The following is a 20,371-nucleotide window of genomic DNA, read 5'->3' on the forward strand; positions in this document are numbered from 1 at the left end:
TAACAAGGGAGACAAGACATGAAAGCTTTCTGGGCGCGCGCCGGCACCATGCGAACGCGTTTGCTGAGCACCCTGGCCACGTTGTGCGGCTTGCTGGTGCTGACCTTCTTCATCGGCCGCGTGATGCCGATCGATCCGGTGCTCTCCATCGTCGGGCCGGACGCGGACGCGTCCACCTACCAGCAGGCTGCGGCGCGCCTGGGCCTGGACCAGCCGCTGTGGATGCAGTTCGGCCGCTACCTGGGCGAGCTGGCGCACGGTAACCTCGGCACCTCGCTGCTGACCGGGAACGCCGTCAGCGCAGACATAGCGCGGGTGTTCCCGGCCACGGTGGAACTGGCCACGCTGGCCATCGTGCTCGGCGTGCTGGCCGGCGTGCCGCTGGGCGTCTGGGCCGCCAGCCGGCGCGGCCGCCTGGTGGACCATGTGGTGCGCGTCATCAGCCTGGCGGGCCACTCCACGCCGGTGTTCTGGTTCGCCATGATGGGACTGCTGGTGTTCTACGCCTGGCTGGGCTGGGCCGGCGGCTCCGGGCGCATCGCGCTGATGTACGACGGCGCCATCCCCTCCGTCACCGGCCTGCTGCTGATCGACACGCTGCTGGCCGGGAACTGGGACGCCTTCGCCAACAGCGTCAAGCATATCCTGCTGCCGGCCTGCATCCTGGGCCTGCACTCGATGGCCTACATCAGCCGCATGACGCGCAGCTTCATGCTGGCGCAGCTGTCGCAGGAGTACATCCTCACGGCGCGCGTGAAGGGGCTGTCCGAGGCGGCTGTGATCTGGCGCCACGCCTTCCGCAACATCCTGGTTCAGCTGCTTACCATCGTCGCGCTGGCCTACGGCGGCCTGCTGGAGGGCGCGGTGCTGATCGAGACCGTGTTCGCCTGGCCGGGCTTCGGCCAGTACCTGACCAACAGCCTGCTGCTGGGCGATATGAATTCGGTGATGGGATGCGTGCTGCTGGTCGGCGTCATCTTCGTCACGCTTAATCTCGTCTCGGACGCCTTGTACCAAGTTTTCGACCCACGGATGCACTGATGCTGACACCTACCATGACTGCCGCGCCGAAGCCGGACGCCGCCCCCGCCACGCCGCCATCGCCGCGCGCGGCCGGCCCCGCCACCGCCGGCTCCGCGCTGCGCGAATCGCTGCGGCGCGCACTGCGCCACCTGCTGCTCAATCCCATGACGCTCGCGGGCCTGATCGTGATCCTGCTGCTGATCGCGGTAGCCTGCTTCGCGCCCTGGATCGCCACCCACGACCCGCTGCGCCAGGACTTGGCCGTTACCTTGCAGGCGCCCGGCGCCGCGCACTGGTTCGGCACCGACGAATACGGCCGCGACACCTTCAGCCGCCTGGTCTACGGCGCCCGCACCACCTTGTACATCGTGGGCCTGGTCACCATCGTGGTCGGCCCGGTGGGGCTGGCGGTGGGTGCCACTTCCGGCTACTTCGGCGGCTGGGTGGATACGCTGTTCATGCGCATCACCGACATCTTCATTTCCTTCCCCAGCCTGGTGCTGGCGCTGGCCTTCGTGGCCGCGCTCGGGCCGGGCCTGGAGCACGCGGTGATCGCCATCGCGCTCACCGCCTGGCCGCCCATCGCCCGCCTGGCGCGCGCCGAAACGCGCACCCTGCGCAAGGCCGACTTCGTGGCGGCCGTGCAGCTGCAGGGCGCTTCGCCGCTGCGCATCCTGGTGCGGCACATTGCGCCGCTGTGCCTGTCCTCGGTGCTGGTGCGGCTGACCATGAATATGGCCGGCATCATCCTCACAGCTGCGGGCCTGGGCTTCCTCGGCCTGGGCGCGCAGCCGCCGTCGGCCGAGTGGGGCGCCATGATCTCGGCCGGACGCCGCTACATGATGGAGTGCTGGTGGCTGGTGGCCATGCCCGGCGCCGCCATCATGGTGGTGAGCCTGGCCTTCAACCTGCTGGGCGACGGCCTGCGCGACGTGTTCGATCCACGCAGCTGACAAGGACCAATGATGACAAACACAGAGACCAAGCTGGAAGTGGAAGACCTGAGCGTGCGCTTCGCCACGCGCGACGGACTGGTGGACGCGGTGCGCGGCGTGTCGTTCAAGCTGGGGCGCGAGAAGCTGGCCATCGTCGGCGAATCCGGCTCCGGCAAATCGACCGTGGGCCGCACGCTGCTGAAGCTGCACCCAGCTAGCGCCCGCATCGACGCGCGCGTGCTGCGCTTCGGCGATACCGACCTGCTGCAGGCCGGCGAAAAGCAGATGCGCGCCATACGCGGCCAGCGCATGTCCATGATCATGCAGGACCCCAAGTATTCGCTGAACCCGGTGATGAAGGTGGGCGACCAGATCGCAGAAGCCCTGGTGGCGCACGAGAGCGGCCGGCGCCTGCCGCGCGCCGAGGTGCGCGAGCGGGTCATCGCCATGCTGGAGCAGGTGCGCATCCGCGAACCTCAGCGCGTGTACGAGCGCTATCCGCACGAGATCTCCGGCGGCATGGGCCAGCGCATCATGATTGCGATGATGCTGATCCCGAATCCGGAAGTTGTGATCGCCGACGAGCCCACATCGGCGCTGGACGTGTCTGTGCGCGCGCAAGTGCTGTCCGTGCTGGACGACCTGGTGGGCCAGCGCGACCTGGGCCTGGTCTTCATCAGCCACGACCTGAACCTGGTGCGCCACTTCTGCGACCGCGTGCTGGTGATGTATGCGGGCCGCGTGGTGGAGTCCATCGCGGCGGCGGACCTGGACCACGCCCAGCATCCTTACACCCGCGGCCTGCTGGCCGCGCTGCCCAGCATAGACGTGCGGCGCCCGGTGTTGCCGGTGCTGCAGCGCGATCCCGCCTGGCTCACCAATTAGGAGTTCGATTCATGATCACGGTAAATGAACTGGCGCTGTCCTTCGGCAGCGGCGGCCAGCGCAACAAGGTATTGAACGAAGTGGGCTTCTCGGTGAAGGAGGGCGAGGTATTCGGGCTGGTGGGTGAATCGGGCTCCGGCAAGAGCACGGTGCTGCGCTGCCTGGCCGGGCTGTACTCGCACTGGGAAGGGGAGATGGCTATCGCCGGCCAGCCGCTGGGCCGCAAGATAGACCGCGAACGCTGCCGGCTGATGCAGATGGTGTTCCAGGATCCTTACGGCTCGCTGCATCCGCGCCACACTGTGGACACGGCGCTGTCCGAGCCGCTGAAGATCCACAAGATGGACAACATCGGCGAGCGGGTGCGGCAGATGCTGCTGAAGGTGGGCCTGAATGAGTCCTTCCGCTACCGCTACCCGCACCAGATGTCGGGCGGCCAGCGGCAGCGCGTGGCGATCGCGCGCGCGCTGATACTGGAGCCGCGCATCCTGCTGCTGGACGAGCCCACGTCCGCGCTGGACGTGTCGGTGCAGGCCGAGATCCTGAACCTGCTGGCCGAGCTGCGCGCGCGCGACGGCCTGACCTACATCCTGGTGACGCACGACCTGGGCGTGGTGGTGCACCTGTGCGACCGCGTGGCGGTGATGCAGCAAGGCCGCATCGTCGACACGCTTGACAGCGCCTCGCTCAGCAACGGCGGCGCCACCCACCCCTACACGCGCAGCCTGGTCGATGCAACGCGGAGCTACAGCCGGGAGATGGCGGCCGTGTGAGGTCTGGGCAGGGCCAGTCTCAACGTGCCTTGGGCTCAAAGCTGCGCAGGAAGTCCAGCAGCGCCTGGGCGGCGATTTCGGCGTCGTCGGCGGTCATGGTTTCCAGCGGGTTGTGGCTGATGCCGCCGTTGCCGCAGCGCGTGAACAGCATGGCCACGTCGGTGATGGCGGCCATGGCCATGGCGTCGTGACCGGCACCGGACAGCAGGTCGAAACGCGGCAGGCCGGTGCGCTCGACCGCTGCGCCCAGCTGGTCCATCAGCCATGGCGCGCAGGGGGCTGCGCTGGCTTCCACCACTTTCTCCAGCTTGAATTCAACCTGGCGCCGCTCGCAGATCGCCGCGATGCCGTCGAGGACGTCCTGCACCGCCGCCTTGCGCACCGCGTCGTCCGCCGCGCGGATGTCGAGCGACAGCTTGCACGCGCCCGGGATCACGTTGACCGAACCATTCGGCACCTGCAGCTGCCCAACGGTGCCCACCAGGGCCTCGGCCGTGCCGCAGCGCTGCTCGACCAGCAGCACGATTTCGGCCGCAGCAGCAGCAGCGTCCTTGCGCATGGTCATGGGCGTGGTGCCGGCATGGCTGGCCAGGCCGTGCAGTTCCACCAGGTAGCGCGAACTGCCCGCGATGGCGGTGACCACGCCCAGCGGCAGGCCGCGCTGCAGCAGCACCGGCCCTTGTTCGATATGCACTTCCACGAAGGCCAGCAGTTTTGCCGGGTCGCGCGCGATGGCGGGAATGGCCTGCACGTTGTGGCCCGCAGCCTCCAGCGCCGTGCGCATGCTCACGCCGTCCGCGTCCAGCTGCTCCAGCAGGCCCATGTCGAAGCGGCCGGTGATGGCGTTACTGCCCAGGAAAGTGGAGCGGAAACGCACGCCTTCTTCTTCGGCAAAGCCGACAATCTCAAAGTCGAACGGCAGCTTTTCACCCTTCGCGTGCAGGCTCTTGACGATGGCGAGCGGCAGCAGGATGCCGAGGCGGCCGTCGTACTTGCCGCCGTTGCGCACGGTGTCGTAATGCGATCCCGTCATCAGCGTCTTGGCGCCGGCTGCGCCGCTCAGGTAGCGGCCCACCACGTTGCCCACGTTGTCGATCTCCACTTCCATGCCCGCTTCGCGCATCCACGCCGCCAGCTGGGCGGCGGATTTGCGGTGCGCGTCCGTCATGTAGGCGCAGGTCAGGCCGTGCTCGTCGTCGCTCCACTGCGCCAGGTCTTCCGACCATTGCATGATGGCGGGGCCGAAGTCCATCTTCACGCCCAGCAGGTCGTTGATGCGCATTTCGGCGATGCGGTGGATCTGGCGCAGGCACTCCTGCTGTTCGTCCGCCACCTGGTTGCGCGAGCGGCGCGTGAAGGTGGCGATGATCTGCTGGCGCGTCAGGCCGTTGCCGGTGGGGCCTTTCACGGCCAGGATGAAGGGGAAGCCGAACTTGGCGTTGTAGTCCGCATTCAGCTTGTGCAGCGTGGCGAATTCCTCGGCGCTGCACAGGTTCAGGCCGGAACGCGCCTGTTCATTGGTCGATTCTGCCGTCAGCTCGCCGGCGATGGCGGCCTTGCCTGCCAATTCCGGGTGGGCGCGGATCAAGCCCAGTTGTTCGTCGTTGCTTGCCCTGGCCACTTCCGCCTGCAAGGCCTGCTTGAGCGCCGCCACGCTGGCGTAGGGACGGCCCGCCGCTGCGCGCTGGGGTATCCAGGGCGAGTGCTCGTAGATGCCGTGCAGGCGCTCGGCGAAAGTGGAAACGTCGCAGCTATTGAGTTCGGAGAGTGTAGTCATCGTGATATCCATCCTTGGAGCTTCGATCATATAACTGCCGGGACAGGCGGGCTATATGCCGGAGCCTATGACCCTTATCACTTCAGCAGCCCTTTCGCCGCCTCGCTGACCTGGTCGCGCAGCCATTTGTGCTCGGGCGCGCCGTGCACGCGCTCGTGCCACAGCTGGTAGAAGCGCATCGGCGGGAACTTGATCGGCACCGTGTAGGTTTTCAGCGGCAGCGTCTTTTCATGGAAGCGGATGAACTGGCGGCCGGTGGTCAGCACCAGGTCGGTCTGCGTCAGCATGTAGGGAATGAGGCCGAAGTAGGCCGATTCCACCACCACGTTGCGGCGCATGTTCTGGCGCTCGAGGAAGGAGTCGATCACGCCGTGGTAGCCGGGCAGCAGCTGCGACGGCGCCACGTGCGGCAGCGACAGGTAGTCCTCGGCCGTCATGGCGTCGCTGGCGGTGCGCTTGGCGTAGGGCGCGGCCGCGTGCATGGCGCAGATGATGGGGTCTTCGAACAGCTTGGACATGTGCAGGTGCTCGGGCGGCTCGTCCCAGTTGGCGATCACCAGGTCCAGGTCTCCGTCCGACAGCAGGCGCACATAGTCCACGCCCGGCCCCAGGCCGTGGATGACGATGCGGCTGAGCGGCGAGCCGCGCCGCAGCAGCGACACCACATTGGGCAGGAACTGCGTGTCCAGATAGTCCGGCGCGGCGATGTGGAAGGTGCGCGCTTCCTCCTGCGGCACGAAGGGCGTCTTCTTGATGAACAGGTTTTCCGTTTCATCGAGGATGCGCTTGGCGGGCTTGAGCAGGCTCTCGCCGTGCTGGGTGGGCACCATGCCGCGCGCGCCGCGCACCAGCAGCGGGTCGCCGGTCAGTTCGCGCAGCTTGCGCAGGGAGGCGGAGATCGATGGCTGCGGCTGATTCAGCTTGAGCGCAACGCGCGACACATTCTTCTCCACCAGCAGCAGGTAGAGGATGCGGATCAGGTGCAGATCGAGATTTTTGGGCAGGCTGGACATAGGCTGGCTTTATATCAGATCGGATATGAGAAATATACGATATATTTCATGATGCAGGGACGAAAACCGTTTATCTTCTGTAAATTGCCGCTACTTTATTCTTGAGGAATCCATGGAAGTTTTTGCCTATCTGATCCCTTACGGCCTCGAGTGGCTGAACCTGATCGTGCGCTGGCTGCACATCATTACCGGTATCGCCTGGATAGGCGCCTCGTTTTATTTCGTCTGGCTGGACAACTCCATCCGTCCGCCGGCGCCCGGCTCCGAGCTGGCGAAGAAGGGCGTGTCGGGCGAGTTGTGGGCCGTGCACGGCGGCGGATTCTACAACCCGCAGAAGTACCTGGTGGCGCCGGCCGAGCTGCCCAAGGAGCTGCACTGGTTCAAATGGGAAGCTTACACCACCTGGCTGTCGGGCTTCGCGCTGCTGACCATCGCCTACTATTTCAACGCCCAGGCCATGATGGTGGACAAATCCGTGGCGGACCTGAGCAGCCTGCAGGCCGTGGGCCTGGGCATCGCTTCGCTGGTGGTGGGCTGGACCGTGTACGACCTGCTGTGCCGCTCCCCGCTGGGCAAGCATGACTTCTGGTTCGGCGTGGTGGTGTTTGCGCTGCTGGTGGCGGCGGCCTGGGTGCTGACGCATTTCCTCAGCGGCCGCGCGGCCTACATCCACGTGGGCGCGATGATAGGCACCATCATGGTGGCCAATGTGCTGATGCTGATTATCCCCGGCCAGCGCAAGATGGTGGCGGCCATGGCGGCGGGCGGCCTGCCGGACCCGGTGCATGGCCAGCGCGCCAAGCAGCGCAGCGTGCATAACAACTACTTCACCTTGCCGGTGCTGTTCATCATGATCAGCAACCACTACGCCATGACCTACCGCCACGACCACGCCTGGCTGGTGCTGGCGGCCATCATGGCGGCGGGCGTGTTTATCCGCCACTTCTTCAACCTGCGCCACAAGGGCCGCGTCGAGTGGCGCTATCCGGCCATCGGCGTGGCGATCCTGATCGCCGTGGCGGTGGCGATTGCACCGCCGCCGCCGGCTGCCCGCGCGGCTTCGGCCGCCGCCGCGCCGCTTGCGGTTTCGCAGTTCGGCAAAGTGCAGGCCATCCTGGCGCAGCGCTGCGTATCCTGCCACGCGGTGGCGCCCACGCAGCCCGGCTTTGCCGCCGCGCCGGCCGGCATCATGCTGGAGAACGAGGCGGAAGTGCGCCAGAATGCCGAGAAGATCTACAAGCAGGCGGTGCAGTTGAAAGCCATGCCGCTGGCTAACCTGACCAATATGACCGACGACGAACGCGCCCAAGTGGCTGCCTGGTTCGAGTCCGGCGCGAAGTAAGCCCCACGTCCAAGAGGAAGAACATGAGCAAGCAAGAACAACTGATCCAGTGGATCGACGCCCACTTCGACGAAGAAGTCGCCTTCCTGCAGCAGGTGCTGCGCGTGCCCACCGACACACCGCCCGGCAACAACGCGCCGCACGCGGACATGGTCGCCGAAGCGGTGCAGGCCTACGGCTGGCAGGCCGAGAAGCACGCCGTGCCCGCGCAGCAGGTGCATGACTACGGCATGGAGAGCATCACCAACCTGATCGTGCGCCGTCCCTATGCGGACGGCGGCCCCACCGTGGCGCTGAACGCGCACGGCGACGTGGTGCCGCCCGGCGAAGGCTGGACCTATCCGCCCTACGGCGGCGTGGTCGACAACGGCTACATCTATGGCCGCGCCGCCGCCGTCTCCAAGTGCGACTTCGCCACCTACATCTTCGCCGCGCGCGCGCTGGAAGCGCTGGGCGTGCCGCTCAAGGGACAGCTGGAACTGCACTTCACCTACGACGAGGAATTCGGCGGCCTGCTGGGACCGGGCTGGCTGTTGGAGCAAAAGCTCACCAAGCCTGATTTTGTCATCGCGGCGGGCTTCAGCTACAGCATCGTCACCGCCCACAACGCCTGCTTGCAGTTCGAGATCACCGTGCACGGCAAGTCCGGCCACGGCGCCATGCCGGAGACCGGCCACGACGCGCTGCAAGCGGCCACCAAGATCCTGAATGCGCTCTACACCCAGGTGGCGGAGTTGAAGAAGGTGAAGTCCAAAGTGCCCGGCATCGACAGCCCGACCATGCTGGTGGGCCGCATCGACGGCGGCACCAACACCAACGTGGTGCCCGGCAAAGTGGTGATGAAGATGGACCGCCGCATGATTCCGGAAGAAGATCCGGTGGCGGTGGAAGCGCAGGTGCGCGCGCTGATCGAGGACGCGGTGCGCGGCGAGCCCGGCATCCGCATCGAGATCAAGCGCCTGCTGCTGTCGCACGCGCTGCGCCCGCAGCCGGGTACAGAGCAGATCGTGGCCAACATCCAGAAGAACGCCAGGGCCATCCTGGGTGAAGACATTCCCGCCGTCGGCACGCCGCTGTACGCCGACGCGCGCCTGTACGGCGAGCAGGGCATCCCGGCGGTGCTGTACGGCGCCGGCCCGCGCACCGTGCCCGAATCCAACGCCAAGAAAGCCGACGAGCGCCTGGCGCTGGACGATCTGCGCAAAGCGACTAAAATCGTCGCACTGACGCTGGCCGACTTCCTGGCCTAAGTTGCTGTCGTTGTTATTGTTGCCACAAAGTAACACATCCGTTATAATTACTTTTTTGCAACAGTGAAACGGTGAAGACAGGCATGGCAGACGACTACAGCAGCGACGCATCTACCACCGGCCGCCTGGCCCTGTATGGCAGCGTTGCCGGGCGGATTGATACGGCCGGCGACCGCGATTGGTTCCAGATGGACCTGGACAGCAGCGTGGGCTACAACTTTGCGCTGGTGCCGGGTCCCGGCAGTCCGGCAGGGCAGCGCCTGGACCTGACAGTGTTCCCGAGCACGGGCTACACCGGGATGGCGATCTATAGCACTGAGCTTGATTTCTACAAGAGCGCGCCGCTGGGCGAGCCGGTGGCACCGTACCAGACCGGGCGCTACTACGTGCAAGTGAAAGGCAGCCAGGTGGGCGACTACACGCTCAGCGTAACACCTGTGGCGGATGACATCGCCAACAGCAGGGCTTCGGCGCTTGCATTCAATGCGGCGGGACAGGCCAGCGGAAGGCTGGACTATCTGTATGACCGGGACTACTTCAAGTTCGCTGCGCAGCAGGGCGTGACCTACAAGATCAAGTTGAATGTTACGGCGGAGCAGCAGCTCCTGGCGGCCGGCGCGCGGCCCGCGCTGGCCGTGGTCGACAAGGATGGCCAAACAAGCGGCAACTGGAACCCGGACAACGGCACCCTGACATTTCTCGGCTCCAGCAGCGATGGCTACAACTACATTCGTATCGAGACCGGCAGTTTCGCCACTTTGCCGCAAGGCGAGAAACTGAACTACAGCCTGTCGATGACCATGACCGATACCATTGCACCCCGGGTCAGCAATGGCGCAGGCGCAGTTGATGGCCCTCTCATATTGACTTTCGATGAGCCGGTCCGGGCTGGCACCGGCGTGATCAGCCTGCTCGACAGTTCGGGCACCGTGCTTGAGACGTTCGACATGCAGCAAGCCGGCCGGGTCACTGTGTCGGGTTCGGCCGTGACGATGCAGCCCAGCCACGTGCTCTTCCCTGCGAGTTACACCTTAAAGATGAGCGCCGGCAGCGTCGTTGACCTGGCCGGCAATGCCGCCAGCGCCGCTACCATTTCAGGCATGGACGTCAGCACGCTGGCCAGCAAAGGCGCAGTGCAAGGCGGCAGGCTTGCGAATACCACGTACAGCGGCACCCAGGGCGAGCGCGATACCATCGTGTATAAAGGGAGCGTTGGCGACTACAGCATTTACAGTGCCTTCGGCCCGGGGAAGTTCCTGATATCCAAAGCCGGCGTCGGCGCCGATACACTGTCCAATATCGACCGGATTTTCTTCACCGGCAGCAGCGATGTGGTCGCGCTCAGCATGGACGGCGACGTCGGCCGCGCTTTCCGCCTGTACCGGGCAGCGTTGGACCGTGCGCCGGACAAGGCGGGCCTGGGCTACTGGATCTCGGTGCTGGAACACGGCACCAAGCTGGGCGACGTGGCGCAGGGCTTTATCGGCAGTGCGGAGTTCCAGCAGCATTACGGCGCCAACCCCGGCAATGCGGCGTTCGTCGACGGCCTGTACCGCAACGTGCTGCACCGCGAAGGCGACGCCGGCGGTGTCAGTTATTGGAACACCGTCCTGGAACACGGTGCATCGCGGGCGGACGTGCTGACGTCCTTCAGCGAAAGCGCCGAAAATATGAGTGCCGCCGTTGCGCTGGTGGGCAACGGCTTTGTCTACACAAGCTATGGAGCATAGGGGGATGGCCATGTTTGAAAAGAAGATGATGGCTGGCTGGGGCGATATGGATTTCAACAGCCATATGCGCAACACGGCCTTTCTGGACAAGGCGGGCGACGTGCGCATGCTGTTCCTGTCGGAGAACGGCTTCAGCATGGGCGAATTCAAGCGCCAGAACATCGGCCCGGTGGTGATGAAGGACGATATCGCCTACTTCAAGGAAGTGATGCTGCTGGAGCCGATCACGGTGACGCTGGGCCTGGCGGGCATGTCCGAGGACGGCAGCCGCTGGCTGCTGCGCAGCGACATCTATCGCGGCGACGGCAAGCTGGCCGCGCGCATCACCAGCGCCGGCGGCTGGCTGGACCTGGTGGCGCGCAAGCTGATCGTGCCGCCGCCGGCCCTGCTGGCGACCTGGCAGATCCTGGAAAAAACCGAAGATTTCGCGGATCTGCCCAGCAGCGTGGCGCGCTGAGAGCTGAGCGAAACACCGGACGGAAGAACGAGCGCTCGTAGCTGAGGAAGCACTTGGTCTGCTTGTAGTAGTCGACTGCCGCGATACATTCCTCGTCGCTGGCGGCCGCGATGCGGTACTGTTCGTAGGCGGCCAGTGACTCGAACGAGAACGAGGCCAGCGCGACGTCGCTGGCGCCTTCGCTGGGCATCAGGTAGCCGTGGTGGATGCCGCCCAGTTTCTCGACCAGCGGTATCCACAAGCGGGCGTAGTGTTCAAATTCCGGCAGCTTGTCCGCATCGATGATGTAGCGCAGGTGGCAGGTGATCATTGGGTGTCCTTGAAAATCCGGGAACCAGCAATGTATATCAATTCGCCGCGCCGCGCATCGCAGCGCCTTACGCCGTGGCCCGCGCGGAATGTGCCTGGGTTTTGTCTTTCGTCAATATGCTCAGGCAGGGCGCGACCGTAGACTGGGGGCATGCCCAATATCGCTCCGCCCGCGCGTTTCGATTTGCCCTGGAAGAGGGCGCTGACGCATGCCTTCCGGGCTTTCATGGCCTTCTTCTTCGCCGAACTCTGCATTCAGATCGACTGGTCAAAACGGCCGCGCTTGCGCGACAAGGAACTTGCGAGTATCGGTTTTGGCGACGCTCCGGACGGCATGGTGGCCGACAAGCTGGTGGAGGTATGCCTGCGTGACGGCAGCGTGCAATGGGTGCTGATCCCCGTTGAGGTTCAAGCGCAGCGCGATGCATCGCTGGCGCGGCGCGTACTCGACTATAACTACCGCATCTTCAAGGAATATGCGCGGCCGGTGGCCAGCCTGGTGTTGCTGGCGGACGATGATCCGGGCTGGCAACCGCACGCCTTCCATAATCAGATACTGGGTACTGTAATGGGCATATCTTTTGCCACCGCCAAGCTGCTGGATTATGCCGACAGGACCGATGCATTGCTGGCCTCCCACAACCCTTTTGCCTGGATTACGCTGGCGCACTTGCGCACGCAGCAAGCCCGTCACGATGCGGACCAGCTCTACGTTGCAAAGTGGCAGTTGACCAAGCTACTGTACCGGCATGGCTGGAGCAAACGGCGCATAATTGTGTTGTTCAATGTGATCAACTGGATGATGGCCTTGCCCGCGACGCATCAGGACCGTTACTGGCAGGCTGTTCTCCAGATGGAAAAGGAGCGCAAAATGGAATGGATCACGCCGTTGGAGCAGTCATTCATGGACAAAGGCTGGCAGAAAGGCCTCGAGAAAGGCCTGGAGAAAGGCATTCTGCAAGGCCGCAAGGAAGGTGCAGCCGCGTTGTTGGAGCGACTGCTTACACAGCGGTTCGGGCCGCTGCCGCAAACTGCGCGGAAGAAGCTGGCCAAGGCCAGCGCTGAGCAGTTGACGGCCTGGAGCGATGCGCTGATGGAGGCGCAGTCGCTCAAGCAAGTGTTTGAATAAATTAAAAGGCCGGGAGCATCGTCCCGGCCTTGGTTCTTATTTCTTCAGCGTGCGTTCAAACAGCTGGTAGATGCGGCGGTACTGGTCGTACCAGCTTTCCGGCTGCAGGTAGGCGTGGCGCTCGAGCGGGTAGCTGGCCAATTCCCAGTTGTCCTTCTTCAGCTCGATGAAACGCTGCGCCATGCGCACCGAATCCTGGTAGAACACATTGTCGTCCACCATGCCGTGCGCGATCAGCAGATTGCCTTGCAGCTTCTCGGCGTATTCGATCGGCGACGATTTCTTGTACGCTTCGGGGTCCAGCTCCGGCGTGTTCAGGATGTTGGCGGTGTACTCGTGGTTGTAGGTGGTCCAGTCGGTGACCGGGCGCAGCGCCGCGCCGGACTTGAATTTGCCCGGCTCGCGCAGCAGCGCCATAAAGGTCATGAAGCCGCCGTAGCTGCCGCCGTAGACGCCGACATTGGCGGGGTCGCCCTGGTGCTGCGCCACCATCCAGTTCAGGCCGTCCACATAGTCGTCCAGTTCCGGATGGCCCATCTGGCGGTAGATCGCCGTGCGCCAGTCGCGGCCGTAGCCTTTCGAGGCGCGGTAGTCCATGTCCAGCACGATGTAGCCTTTTTCAACCAGCAGGTTGTGGAACATCTGCTCGCGGAAGTAGACCGGGAAGCGCTTGGTGGTGTTTTGCAGATAGCCCGCGCCGTGCACGAACATCACGATGGGGTACTTCTTGCCCGCTTCCAGCGTGGCCGGGCGGTACAGCTTGGACCAGATCGGACCCGCGCCGTGCGTGGACGGCACCGCCACCAGCTGCGGCTGCACCCAGTTGCGCGCCTTGTAGTCCGGCGTGCGGGTGTCGGTCAGCTTGACGGCGGCGCCGGCGCCGCTGGCCGCAACGGCCACGGTGGCGATCTGCGCCGGCACATAGGCCGACGAGTAGTGCACCAGCAGCTTGCGCTCGTCCGGCGACACGGCGTACTGCTCCACGCCGCCTTCCAGCGCGGTCACTTCGCGCACCGACGCGTCCTTGGCGTTGACGGCGCACACTTCGTATTCGCCCGGCGTCTTGCGGTTGCACAGCACGAAGGCGGTGCTGGCGTTGGCGGACCAGGTCACGCGCGTCGCTTCCCAGTTGCCTTGCGTGAGTGCGCGCTGCTTGCCATCCGCGCCCAGGGTGTACAGGTGGGAGTAGCCGCTTTCCTCGGACAGGAACCACAGCGTGGCGTTGTCCGGCAGCCAGCCGAATTCGTTGTAGCTGCCGTTCACCCAGGCCGTGTCGCTGACGCGGTGCAGCGGCTTCAGCGCGGCGGCAGGCAGGTCGATGGCGGCGATCCAGCGGTCTTTATTGTCGACCGCGCGCAGCATCACGGCCACCTTGGCGCCGTTGTCGGTCCAGGAGATGCCGCCGTCGCTTTCGTCGTCCAGGCGCACCGGGCGGTTGCCCTTCAGCGCTGGCAGCTTCTGCGCTTCGCGCATGGCCGCCAGCGGGTCGGTGGCGATGCCGGGCAGGGCGTCGAGCTTGATGTCCTGCACGGCGCGGGTTTGCAGGTCCACCAGTTTCAGGGTCTGCGTTTTGGGCATGTCGCGGCCCACGCGGGTGCGCTCGTCGTCCGTTTCCTCGTAGCCGGACTCGGTCACGTAGCGCGGCATTTTGCCGATGCGGCCCTTGTCGCCCTTGAGCGAGGTGGCGAGCACCAGGTAGCGGCCGTCCGGCGACAGCGAGCTGGCGTCGATCACCACTTTGTCGCCCAGGTAGATCGGCTGCGGGCCGCGCGTGGCGTCGGCCGCGCGCTCGGCGTCGCCGCGTTCGCGCAGCGCATCCTTGTCGTCCTTCTGGCGCTTCAGCGTGGCGATCAGGCGCAGCTGCATGTCGCGCATGGACGCTTCCAGCGGCGTGCCGTCGGGCGCGGCGGCCGGGTCTTTCGCGGTGCGCGGCAGCGCCACCGGCGACAGCAGGCGCTCGGCGCGGTTCCAGCTGAACCAGTCGTGGCCGACGCGGAACTGCACGCTGCGGCCGTCGGCCGAGTAGCGCGCCGCCTGCGGCGCCGGCGTGGCGCCCTTGCTGATCTGCGTCAGCGCGCCGGATTTCAGGTCGCGCTCGAACAGGTCGCCGTTGCGCAGCAGCAGGGCGCGGCTATGGTCGCGGCTGTAGTGCACGCTGGCGCTGTCGAGCTTGGCGAGTTCGCTGTCGGCCACCTTGCGCGGCGCCAGGCCGGCGCGGGCGGCAGCCTCGAAGGTGTCGCGCAGCGGCGAGCCGGCGCGCTTCTGTTTGTAGTAGACCTGCTTGCCGTCCCAGCTCCACCAGGCGGTTTCCACCGGCGTGCCCAGCCAGTCCGGATGGGACATGGCCTGGTCCAGCGTGATAGGGGTAGGAGTCTGGGTCTGGGCTGCGGCAGGGATCGCCAGCGCAGCGCACAGGGCCGCGCCCAGCGCGGAGAGAGCAAAAGTTCGCATCGTTTCTTATGGGAAAGGGCAAGGTTGAGCGGGCATTCTAGCGTATGTGCCGGGCCTGATTTGTATAAGCATGTATCAGTAGCGGCCACAGGCGGCTAGCGCCATGCTAGCCGGGCGATCCCTTAGCTAAAGGGCAATCCTTGAATTGTTACATCGTGGCAGCGATTGTGTAAGCTGGACCGGTTAGCTTCGTTTCCACGGAGATACACCATGACCAAACAGACGGCGCGGCGCGCAGCGGCGGCTCTGGCTTTGCTGGCGGGACTGGGGGCGGCTGCCTGGTGGTGGCACAGCGCTGGCGCCGCCGGTCCGCTGGAGCCGCTGATACTGGCCACCAACACCAGTTATGTGGCCATGTGTCCCGTGCTGGCGGCGCAGCAGCAGGGCTATTTCGCGCGCCAGGGCATCGCCGCGCAGATCCAGCCGCACACCAGCGGCAAGGCGGCGCTGCAGGCAGCCTTGCAGGGCCGCGCCCACCTGGCCACGGTGGCCGACATTCCCATTATGTTCGCGGTGCTGGAGCAGGTGCCGGTGACGGTGGTGGCGACCTATTTCCGCGCCGAGCGCGACCACGGCATCGTCGGCCGCAAGGACCACGGCGTGACCCTGCCTGCCAGCCTGAAGGGCAAGCGCGTCGGCGTCACGCCGGGCACCTCCAGCCATTTCGTGCTGAACGCCTTCCTCAACCGCCAGCACCTGGCGGCGGCCGATGTGGCCATGGTCCACCTCAAGCCGGAGGAGTTCGCCGGTGCGCTGCTGCGCGGGGATGTCGATGCGGTGTCCGGCTGGGAGCCCTATCTGGATGCGCTGCTCAAGCAGCTGGGCCGCAACGGCGTCATGTTCGACACCGACGACCTGTACGAGATCCCCTACAACATCGTCGGCGCGCACGGCTATGTGCGCGATCACCAGGACACCATCAGGAAGCTGCTGCGCGCCCTTATCGACGGCAACCGCTACTGTGCCGAGCAGCCGCAGGCGGCGCAGGCCATGACCGGCGCGGTGCTGCAAAGCGGCAGCGACAAATGGCGCGAGCTGTGGCCCACCTACCGCTTCGCCGTCGGCCTGGACCAGGCGCTGCTGGTGGGGCTGGAGGACCAGAGCCGCTGGGCGATGGCGAACCGGCTGGCGCCCGCCGGCAAGGTGCCCAACTTCCTCGGCGCGCTGGACTACCAGCCGCTGAAGGCGGTGGCGCCCGCGGCCGTGACGGTCATCCACTGAAGGGGATACTGTGAGGGAGACACCGTGAAACTGGCGACGCGTTTTCAGCTGATGGGCTGGTTCTCGGCGGCCATCGTGGCCTTGATCGTCGCCGTGCTGCTGGGCGCCTCGCAGCGCGTGCAGCAGGAACTCGACAAGAACGAAACCGCCGACGAGATGCTCAACGCGGTGACGGCGCTGCGCTACCTCACGCTGGAATTCGTGCTGCGCCACGAGGAGCGTTCGGAGGCGCAGTGGCAGCTGCGCAGCGGCTCGCTGGCCAGGCTGATGGCGCAGGCCGGCGCCTTCGACACCCGCGAAGAGGCCGCGCTGCTGGCCGGCCTGGAGCACACCCATTCCAGCCTGGAGCGCCTGTTCGGCACCCTGGCCGCGCAGCCCGACAAGCCGCCGCTGGGCACACCGCAGCGCGCGGTGGCGGACGAATTCGAGTCGCGCCTGGCCGGGCAGATCGGCAACAAGATGCAGACCATGATCTCGGACGTGCTGCGCCTGTCCGAGCTGAGCCGGCAGGAGCTGCTGGACGCGCAGCGCCGCGCCAGCGTGACGGTGGCGGTGTTCGGCGCGCTGGCGCTGCTGGCGGTGGCCGGCACCACCTGGCTGGGCTACCGCAGCGTGGCGCGCCCGCTGGACCGGCTGCGCGAGGGCACGGCGCGGGTGGGCGCCGGCGCGCTGGACTTCCGGCTGGACGTGAGCACGCGCGACGAGATCGGCGATCTGGCGCGCGCCTTCGACGGCATGACCGAACGGCTGCAGCAAACCACCGTGTCGCGCGACGAACTGGCCGGTCTGAACGGCGCCCTGCAGGCCGAAATGGGCGTGCGCCAGCAGGCCGAGGCGCGCACCACGGCGCAGCTGCAGCGCCTCAACTTGCTGCACCAGATCACCCGCTCCATCGGCGAGCGGCAGGACTTGCGCAGCATTTTCCAGGTGGTGGTGCGTTCGCTGGAGGACCAGCTGCCGATCGATTTCGGCTGCATCTGCCTGGTGGACCACGGCAGCGGGCGGCTGCTGGTGAGCTGCGTCGGCCTGCAAGGGGCGGCGCTGGCCATGGCCATGCCGGTGGCGGAGCGCGGCTATATCGACATCGATGAAAACGGCCTGTCGCGCTGCGTGCGCGGCGCGCTGGTGTACGAGAGCGACATCGCCGAGGTTGACTTTCCATTCCCGCAGCGCCTGGCCGGCGGCGGCCTGCGCGCGCTGGTGCTGGCGCCGCTGCTGGTGGAAAGCCACGTGTTCGGCGTGCTGGTGGCGGCGCGCCGTGCGCCGCACAGCTTTTCCAGCGGCGAATGCGAATTCCTGCGCCAGCTCAGCGAGCACGTGGCCCTGGCCTCCAAGCAGAGCGAGTTGTACGCCGCGCTGCAAGCGGCTTATGACGAAATGCGCCAGACGCAGCAAGCCTCGCTGCAGCAGGAGCGCCTGCGCGCGCTGGGCCAGATGGCCAGCGGCATCGCGCACGACATCAACAACGCCATTTCGCCGGTGGTGCTGTACACCGAGTCGCTGCTGGAAACCGAGGCCGGGCTGAGCGAGCGCGCGCGTTCCAGCCTGCAGGTGATCAAGCGCGCCATCGACGACGTGGCGGCCACGGTGGCGCGCATGCGCGAGTTCTACCGCCTGCGCGAGCCGCAGGCCAGCCTGGCGCCGCTGGACGCCGGCGCGCTGCTGCAGCAGGTGGCGGATCTGACGCGCGCGCGCTGGAACGATATGCCGCAGCAGCGCGGCATCACCATCCGGTTGGCGCTGGAGGCCGCGCCGGGACTGCCATCCATCATGGGCGTGGAGGGCGAGATCCGCGAGGCGCTGACCAACCTGGTGTTCAACGCGGTGGACGCCATGCCGGATGGCGGGCAGCTGACCCTGCGCACGCGGGTGGACGGCGCGCGCCGCGTCTGCATCGAAGTGGGCGACGGCGGCGTAGGCATGGACGAGGACACGCGGCGGCGCTGCCTGGAACCCTTCTTCACCACCAAGGGCGAGCGCGGCACCGGCCTGGGGCTGGCCATGGTGTACGGCATGGTGGAGCGGCATGGTGCGCAGATCGACATTGTCACCGCGCCGGGGCAGGGCACGCTGATGCGGCTGGCCTTCCCCTTGCCTGCCGCGGCGGTCACGGCTGCGCCGCCACGGCAGGCCGCGGCGCTGCGGCACAGCGTGCGCATCCTGGCGGTGGACGACGACCCGCTGGTGCTCAAGTCGCTGCGCGACATCCTCGAGCGCGACGGCCATGCGGTGACGGCGGCCGACGGCGGCCAGAACGGCATCGATTCCTTCCGCGCGGCGCAAGCGCGCGGCGAGCCATATGCGCTGGTGATCACGGACCTGGGCATGCCTTACGTGGACGGACGCAAGGTGGCGGAGGCGATCAAGGACATGTCGCCCGCCACGCCGGTGATACTGCTGACCGGCTGGGGCCAGCGCATTGTGGCCGAGGGAGATTTGCCGGTGCACGTGGACCGCGTGCTGGGCAAGCCGCCCAAGCTGAGCGAGCTGCGCGAAGCGCTGGCGGCCTGCTGCGGCGAGGAGGCCTGAGATGGAGCAACTGCTGGTGGAGGAGGCCATCCGTATCCTGATCGCGGACGACGAGCTGGCGCAAATGCGCGCCCTGTGCGACACGCTGAGCCAGTACGGCTATGAAACCGTGGGCTGCAGCTCGGGCGAAGCGGCGCTGCGGCTGATGCAGGCGGCGGAGAGCGGCGGCCAGCGCTTCCAGCTGCTGCTGGCGGACCTGATGATGCCCGGCCTGGACGGCATTGCGGTGGTGCAGGCGGCGCGCGCCATCGACGCCGACCTGGCCTGCGTCATCATGACCGGCGAGGGCAGCATAGGCTCGGCGGTGCAAGCCATGCAGGTGGGCGCGCTGGATTATGTGCTCAAGCCCTTCCGCGTGTCGGCCATTTTGCCGGTGCTGGCGCGCGCGCTGGAAACGCGCAAGCTGCGCATCATGAACGCCAGCCTGGAGCTGCGCCTGCGTGAGCACGCGGTGCAACTGGTGCGCATCAACGAGGAGCTGCAGGCGGCGCGCCTGCAGGCGGATCGCGCCAACGAGGCCAAGTCGGCTTTTCTGTCGAATATGAGCCACGAGCTGCGCACGCCGCTCAACGCCATCCTGGGCTTCTCGCAAATCCTCTCGTCCGAGCAGTTGCCCTCGACAGCAGCGCAGAAGAAGCAGTTTGCCGGGAATATCCTGCAAGCCTCGCGCCACCTGCTGCGGCTTATCAACGATATCCTGGACCTGGCAAAAGTGGAGTCGGGCGCGCTCACGCTGGAGCCCGAACAGGTGCCGCTGGCGCACGTGCTGCAGGAGTGCCGCACCCTGGTGGACCCGCTGGCGCGCCTGCGCGGCGTGGAGATGCGCATGGCGGTGCCGGAGCAGGCCAGCGTCACCGCCGACCGCGTGCGCCTCAAGCAGGTGCTGATCAATCTGCTCTCCAACGCCATCAAATACAACCGCGACCACGGCAGCGTCACCGTGCACTGCACCGAGATAGACACAGAGCGGCTGCGCGTCTCGGTGCAGGACACCGGCGCCGGGCTTAGCGAAGCGCAGCTGGCGGCCATGTTCCAGCCTTTCAACCGGCTGGGGCAGGAAGGCGGCACGCAGGAAGGCACGGGGCTGGGGCTGGTGATGACGCGCCACCTGGTTGAAAAGATGGGCGGAGAACTGGGCGTGGTCAGCACGCCCGGCCTGGGCAGCACCTTCTGGCTGGCGCTGCCCGGCTGCCTGGACTAGAAATACTCGGGATGGTTTTTGGCCAGCGTGGCTTCGTACTGGTCCACGGCGCGGAAGTTAGGGAAGGCTGGCGCCAGCTGGCGGCCTATGTCCCAGCAACGCCAGCCGTGCGCCATGTCGAAGCTGCGCAGCAGCGTGTCGCCCAGGTCCTTGTACGCGCTGGCCATGTAGGGATTGGCTTGCAGCGCTTCGATGAACAGCGCGGTGGCCGTCTTCAGGTCGCCCAGTGCCACATGGTGGTTGGCCTCGAACACCTTGAGCAGGTAGGGACGGCTGGTCTTCGCGCGCAGTTCGCGCAGCGTGGCGATGGCGGCCGGCAAGTCGGCCTTGTTGCGGGCCTGGATGG

The 20,371-nt window shown here is 66.2% G+C and carries 16 protein-coding genes and 1 pseudogene; 12 read left to right on the forward strand and 5 right to left on the reverse strand.

Annotated features, from left to right (window positions below):
* Nucleotides 1-18 precede the first annotated feature (18 nt).
* From KT882_RS07675 to KT882_RS07690, 4 genes are read left to right on the forward strand one after another with little or no spacing between them, the layout of a single operon-like run.
* Entirely contained in the window at nt 19-1,041 is a 1,023-nt protein-coding gene (locus tag KT882_RS07675) for an ABC transporter permease (RefSeq protein ID WP_161072529.1), read from the forward strand.
* Nucleotides 1,041-1,976, forward strand: a complete 936-nt coding sequence (locus tag KT882_RS07680) for an ABC transporter permease (protein WP_228895165.1) — start codon at nt 1,041-1,043, stop codon at nt 1,974-1,976. Before KT882_RS07675 ends, KT882_RS07680 begins: the two co-directional genes overlap by 1 nt.
* A gap of 9 nt (nt 1,977-1,985) precedes the next feature.
* A complete protein-coding gene (locus KT882_RS07685) occupies nt 1,986-2,843 on the forward strand; it encodes an ABC transporter ATP-binding protein (RefSeq protein ID WP_407682035.1) in 858 nt (285 codons plus the stop codon).
* A gap of 11 nt (nt 2,844-2,854) precedes the next feature.
* Nucleotides 2,855-3,616 carry an ABC transporter ATP-binding protein gene (locus KT882_RS07690; protein ID WP_161072528.1) on the forward strand — a complete coding sequence of 254 codons (762 nt, stop codon included), beginning with the start codon at nt 2,855-2,857 and terminating at the stop codon, nt 3,614-3,616.
* Nucleotides 3,617-3,635: 19 nt separating this feature from the next.
* Here the strand turns inward: KT882_RS07690 and KT882_RS07695 are convergent, their stop codons facing one another.
* Entirely contained in the window at nt 3,636-5,393 is a 1,758-nt protein-coding gene (locus tag KT882_RS07695; RefSeq protein WP_161072527.1) for an allantoate amidohydrolase, read from the reverse strand.
* Between the two features lie 77 nt (nt 5,394-5,470).
* Nucleotides 5,471-6,406, reverse strand: a complete 936-nt coding sequence (locus KT882_RS07700) for a LysR substrate-binding domain-containing protein (protein ID WP_161072526.1) — start codon at nt 6,404-6,406, stop codon at nt 5,471-5,473.
* A 112-nt stretch (nt 6,407-6,518) separates the two neighbouring features.
* Here KT882_RS07700 and KT882_RS07705 point away from each other — a divergent pair, with 112 nt between their 5' ends.
* The 4 genes from KT882_RS07705 (at nt 6,519) to KT882_RS07720 (ending at nt 11,185) form a co-directional block, all read left to right on the forward strand.
* Nucleotides 6,519-7,748 carry a urate hydroxylase PuuD gene (locus KT882_RS07705; protein WP_228895167.1) on the forward strand — a complete coding sequence of 410 codons (1,230 nt, stop codon included), beginning with the start codon at nt 6,519-6,521 and terminating at the stop codon, nt 7,746-7,748.
* A 23-nt stretch (nt 7,749-7,771) separates the two neighbouring features.
* On the forward strand, nt 7,772-8,998 hold the full coding sequence (locus KT882_RS07710; protein WP_161072524.1) for a M20/M25/M40 family metallo-hydrolase: 1,227 nt from the start codon (nt 7,772-7,774) through the stop codon (nt 8,996-8,998).
* Nucleotides 8,999-9,081: 83 nt separating this feature from the next.
* Complete coding sequence (locus KT882_RS07715; RefSeq protein ID WP_228895169.1) at nt 9,082-10,728, forward strand: DUF4214 domain-containing protein; 1,647 nt, start codon at nt 9,082-9,084, stop codon at nt 10,726-10,728.
* A 10-nt stretch (nt 10,729-10,738) separates the two neighbouring features.
* Complete coding sequence (locus tag KT882_RS07720; RefSeq protein ID WP_228895171.1) at nt 10,739-11,185, forward strand: thioesterase family protein; 447 nt, start codon at nt 10,739-10,741, stop codon at nt 11,183-11,185.
* Between the two features lie 10 nt (nt 11,186-11,195).
* Here the strand turns inward: KT882_RS07720 and KT882_RS07725 are convergent.
* A pseudogene (locus tag KT882_RS07725) lies at nt 11,196-11,495 on the reverse strand (NIPSNAP family protein); the annotation flags it as partial.
* 150 nt (nt 11,496-11,645) lie between these two features.
* Here KT882_RS07725 and KT882_RS07730 point away from each other — a divergent pair.
* Nucleotides 11,646-12,623, forward strand: coding sequence for a DUF4351 domain-containing protein (locus KT882_RS07730; RefSeq protein ID WP_228895173.1), 978 nt, complete (start codon nt 11,646-11,648; stop codon nt 12,621-12,623).
* 36 nt (nt 12,624-12,659) lie between these two features.
* Here KT882_RS07730 and KT882_RS07735 read toward each other — a convergent pair whose 3' ends face one another.
* Complete coding sequence (locus KT882_RS07735; protein WP_228895175.1) at nt 12,660-15,074, reverse strand: S9 family peptidase; 2,415 nt, start codon at nt 15,072-15,074, stop codon at nt 12,660-12,662.
* A gap of 210 nt (nt 15,075-15,284) precedes the next feature.
* On the opposite strand from KT882_RS07735, the gene KT882_RS07740 reads away from it, so the two are divergent.
* Genes KT882_RS07740 through KT882_RS07750 form a run of 3 tightly spaced genes read left to right on the forward strand, consistent with a single transcriptional unit; the run spans nt 15,285 to nt 20,025 of the window.
* A complete protein-coding gene (locus KT882_RS07740) occupies nt 15,285-16,295 on the forward strand; it encodes an ABC transporter substrate-binding protein (protein ID WP_161072518.1) in 1,011 nt (336 codons plus the stop codon).
* A gap of 24 nt (nt 16,296-16,319) precedes the next feature.
* Nucleotides 16,320-18,824, forward strand: a complete 2,505-nt coding sequence (locus KT882_RS07745) for an ATP-binding protein (protein ID WP_228895177.1) — start codon at nt 16,320-16,322, stop codon at nt 18,822-18,824.
* Nucleotide 18,825: 1 nt separating this feature from the next.
* A complete protein-coding gene (locus tag KT882_RS07750; protein ID WP_161072517.1) occupies nt 18,826-20,025 on the forward strand; it encodes a hybrid sensor histidine kinase/response regulator in 1,200 nt (399 codons plus the stop codon).
* Here KT882_RS07750 and KT882_RS07755 read toward each other — a convergent pair.
* Nucleotides 20,022-20,345, reverse strand: coding sequence for a tetratricopeptide repeat protein (locus KT882_RS07755; RefSeq protein ID WP_228895179.1), 324 nt, complete (start codon nt 20,343-20,345; stop codon nt 20,022-20,024). The genes KT882_RS07750 and KT882_RS07755 overlap by 4 nt on opposite strands.
* Nucleotides 20,346-20,371: the final 26 nt, after the last annotated feature.

The sequence above is a fragment of the Pseudoduganella aquatica genome, from assembly GCF_020865585.1.
Taxonomy (GTDB): domain Bacteria; phylum Pseudomonadota; class Gammaproteobacteria; order Burkholderiales; family Burkholderiaceae_D; genus Rugamonas; species Rugamonas aquatica_A.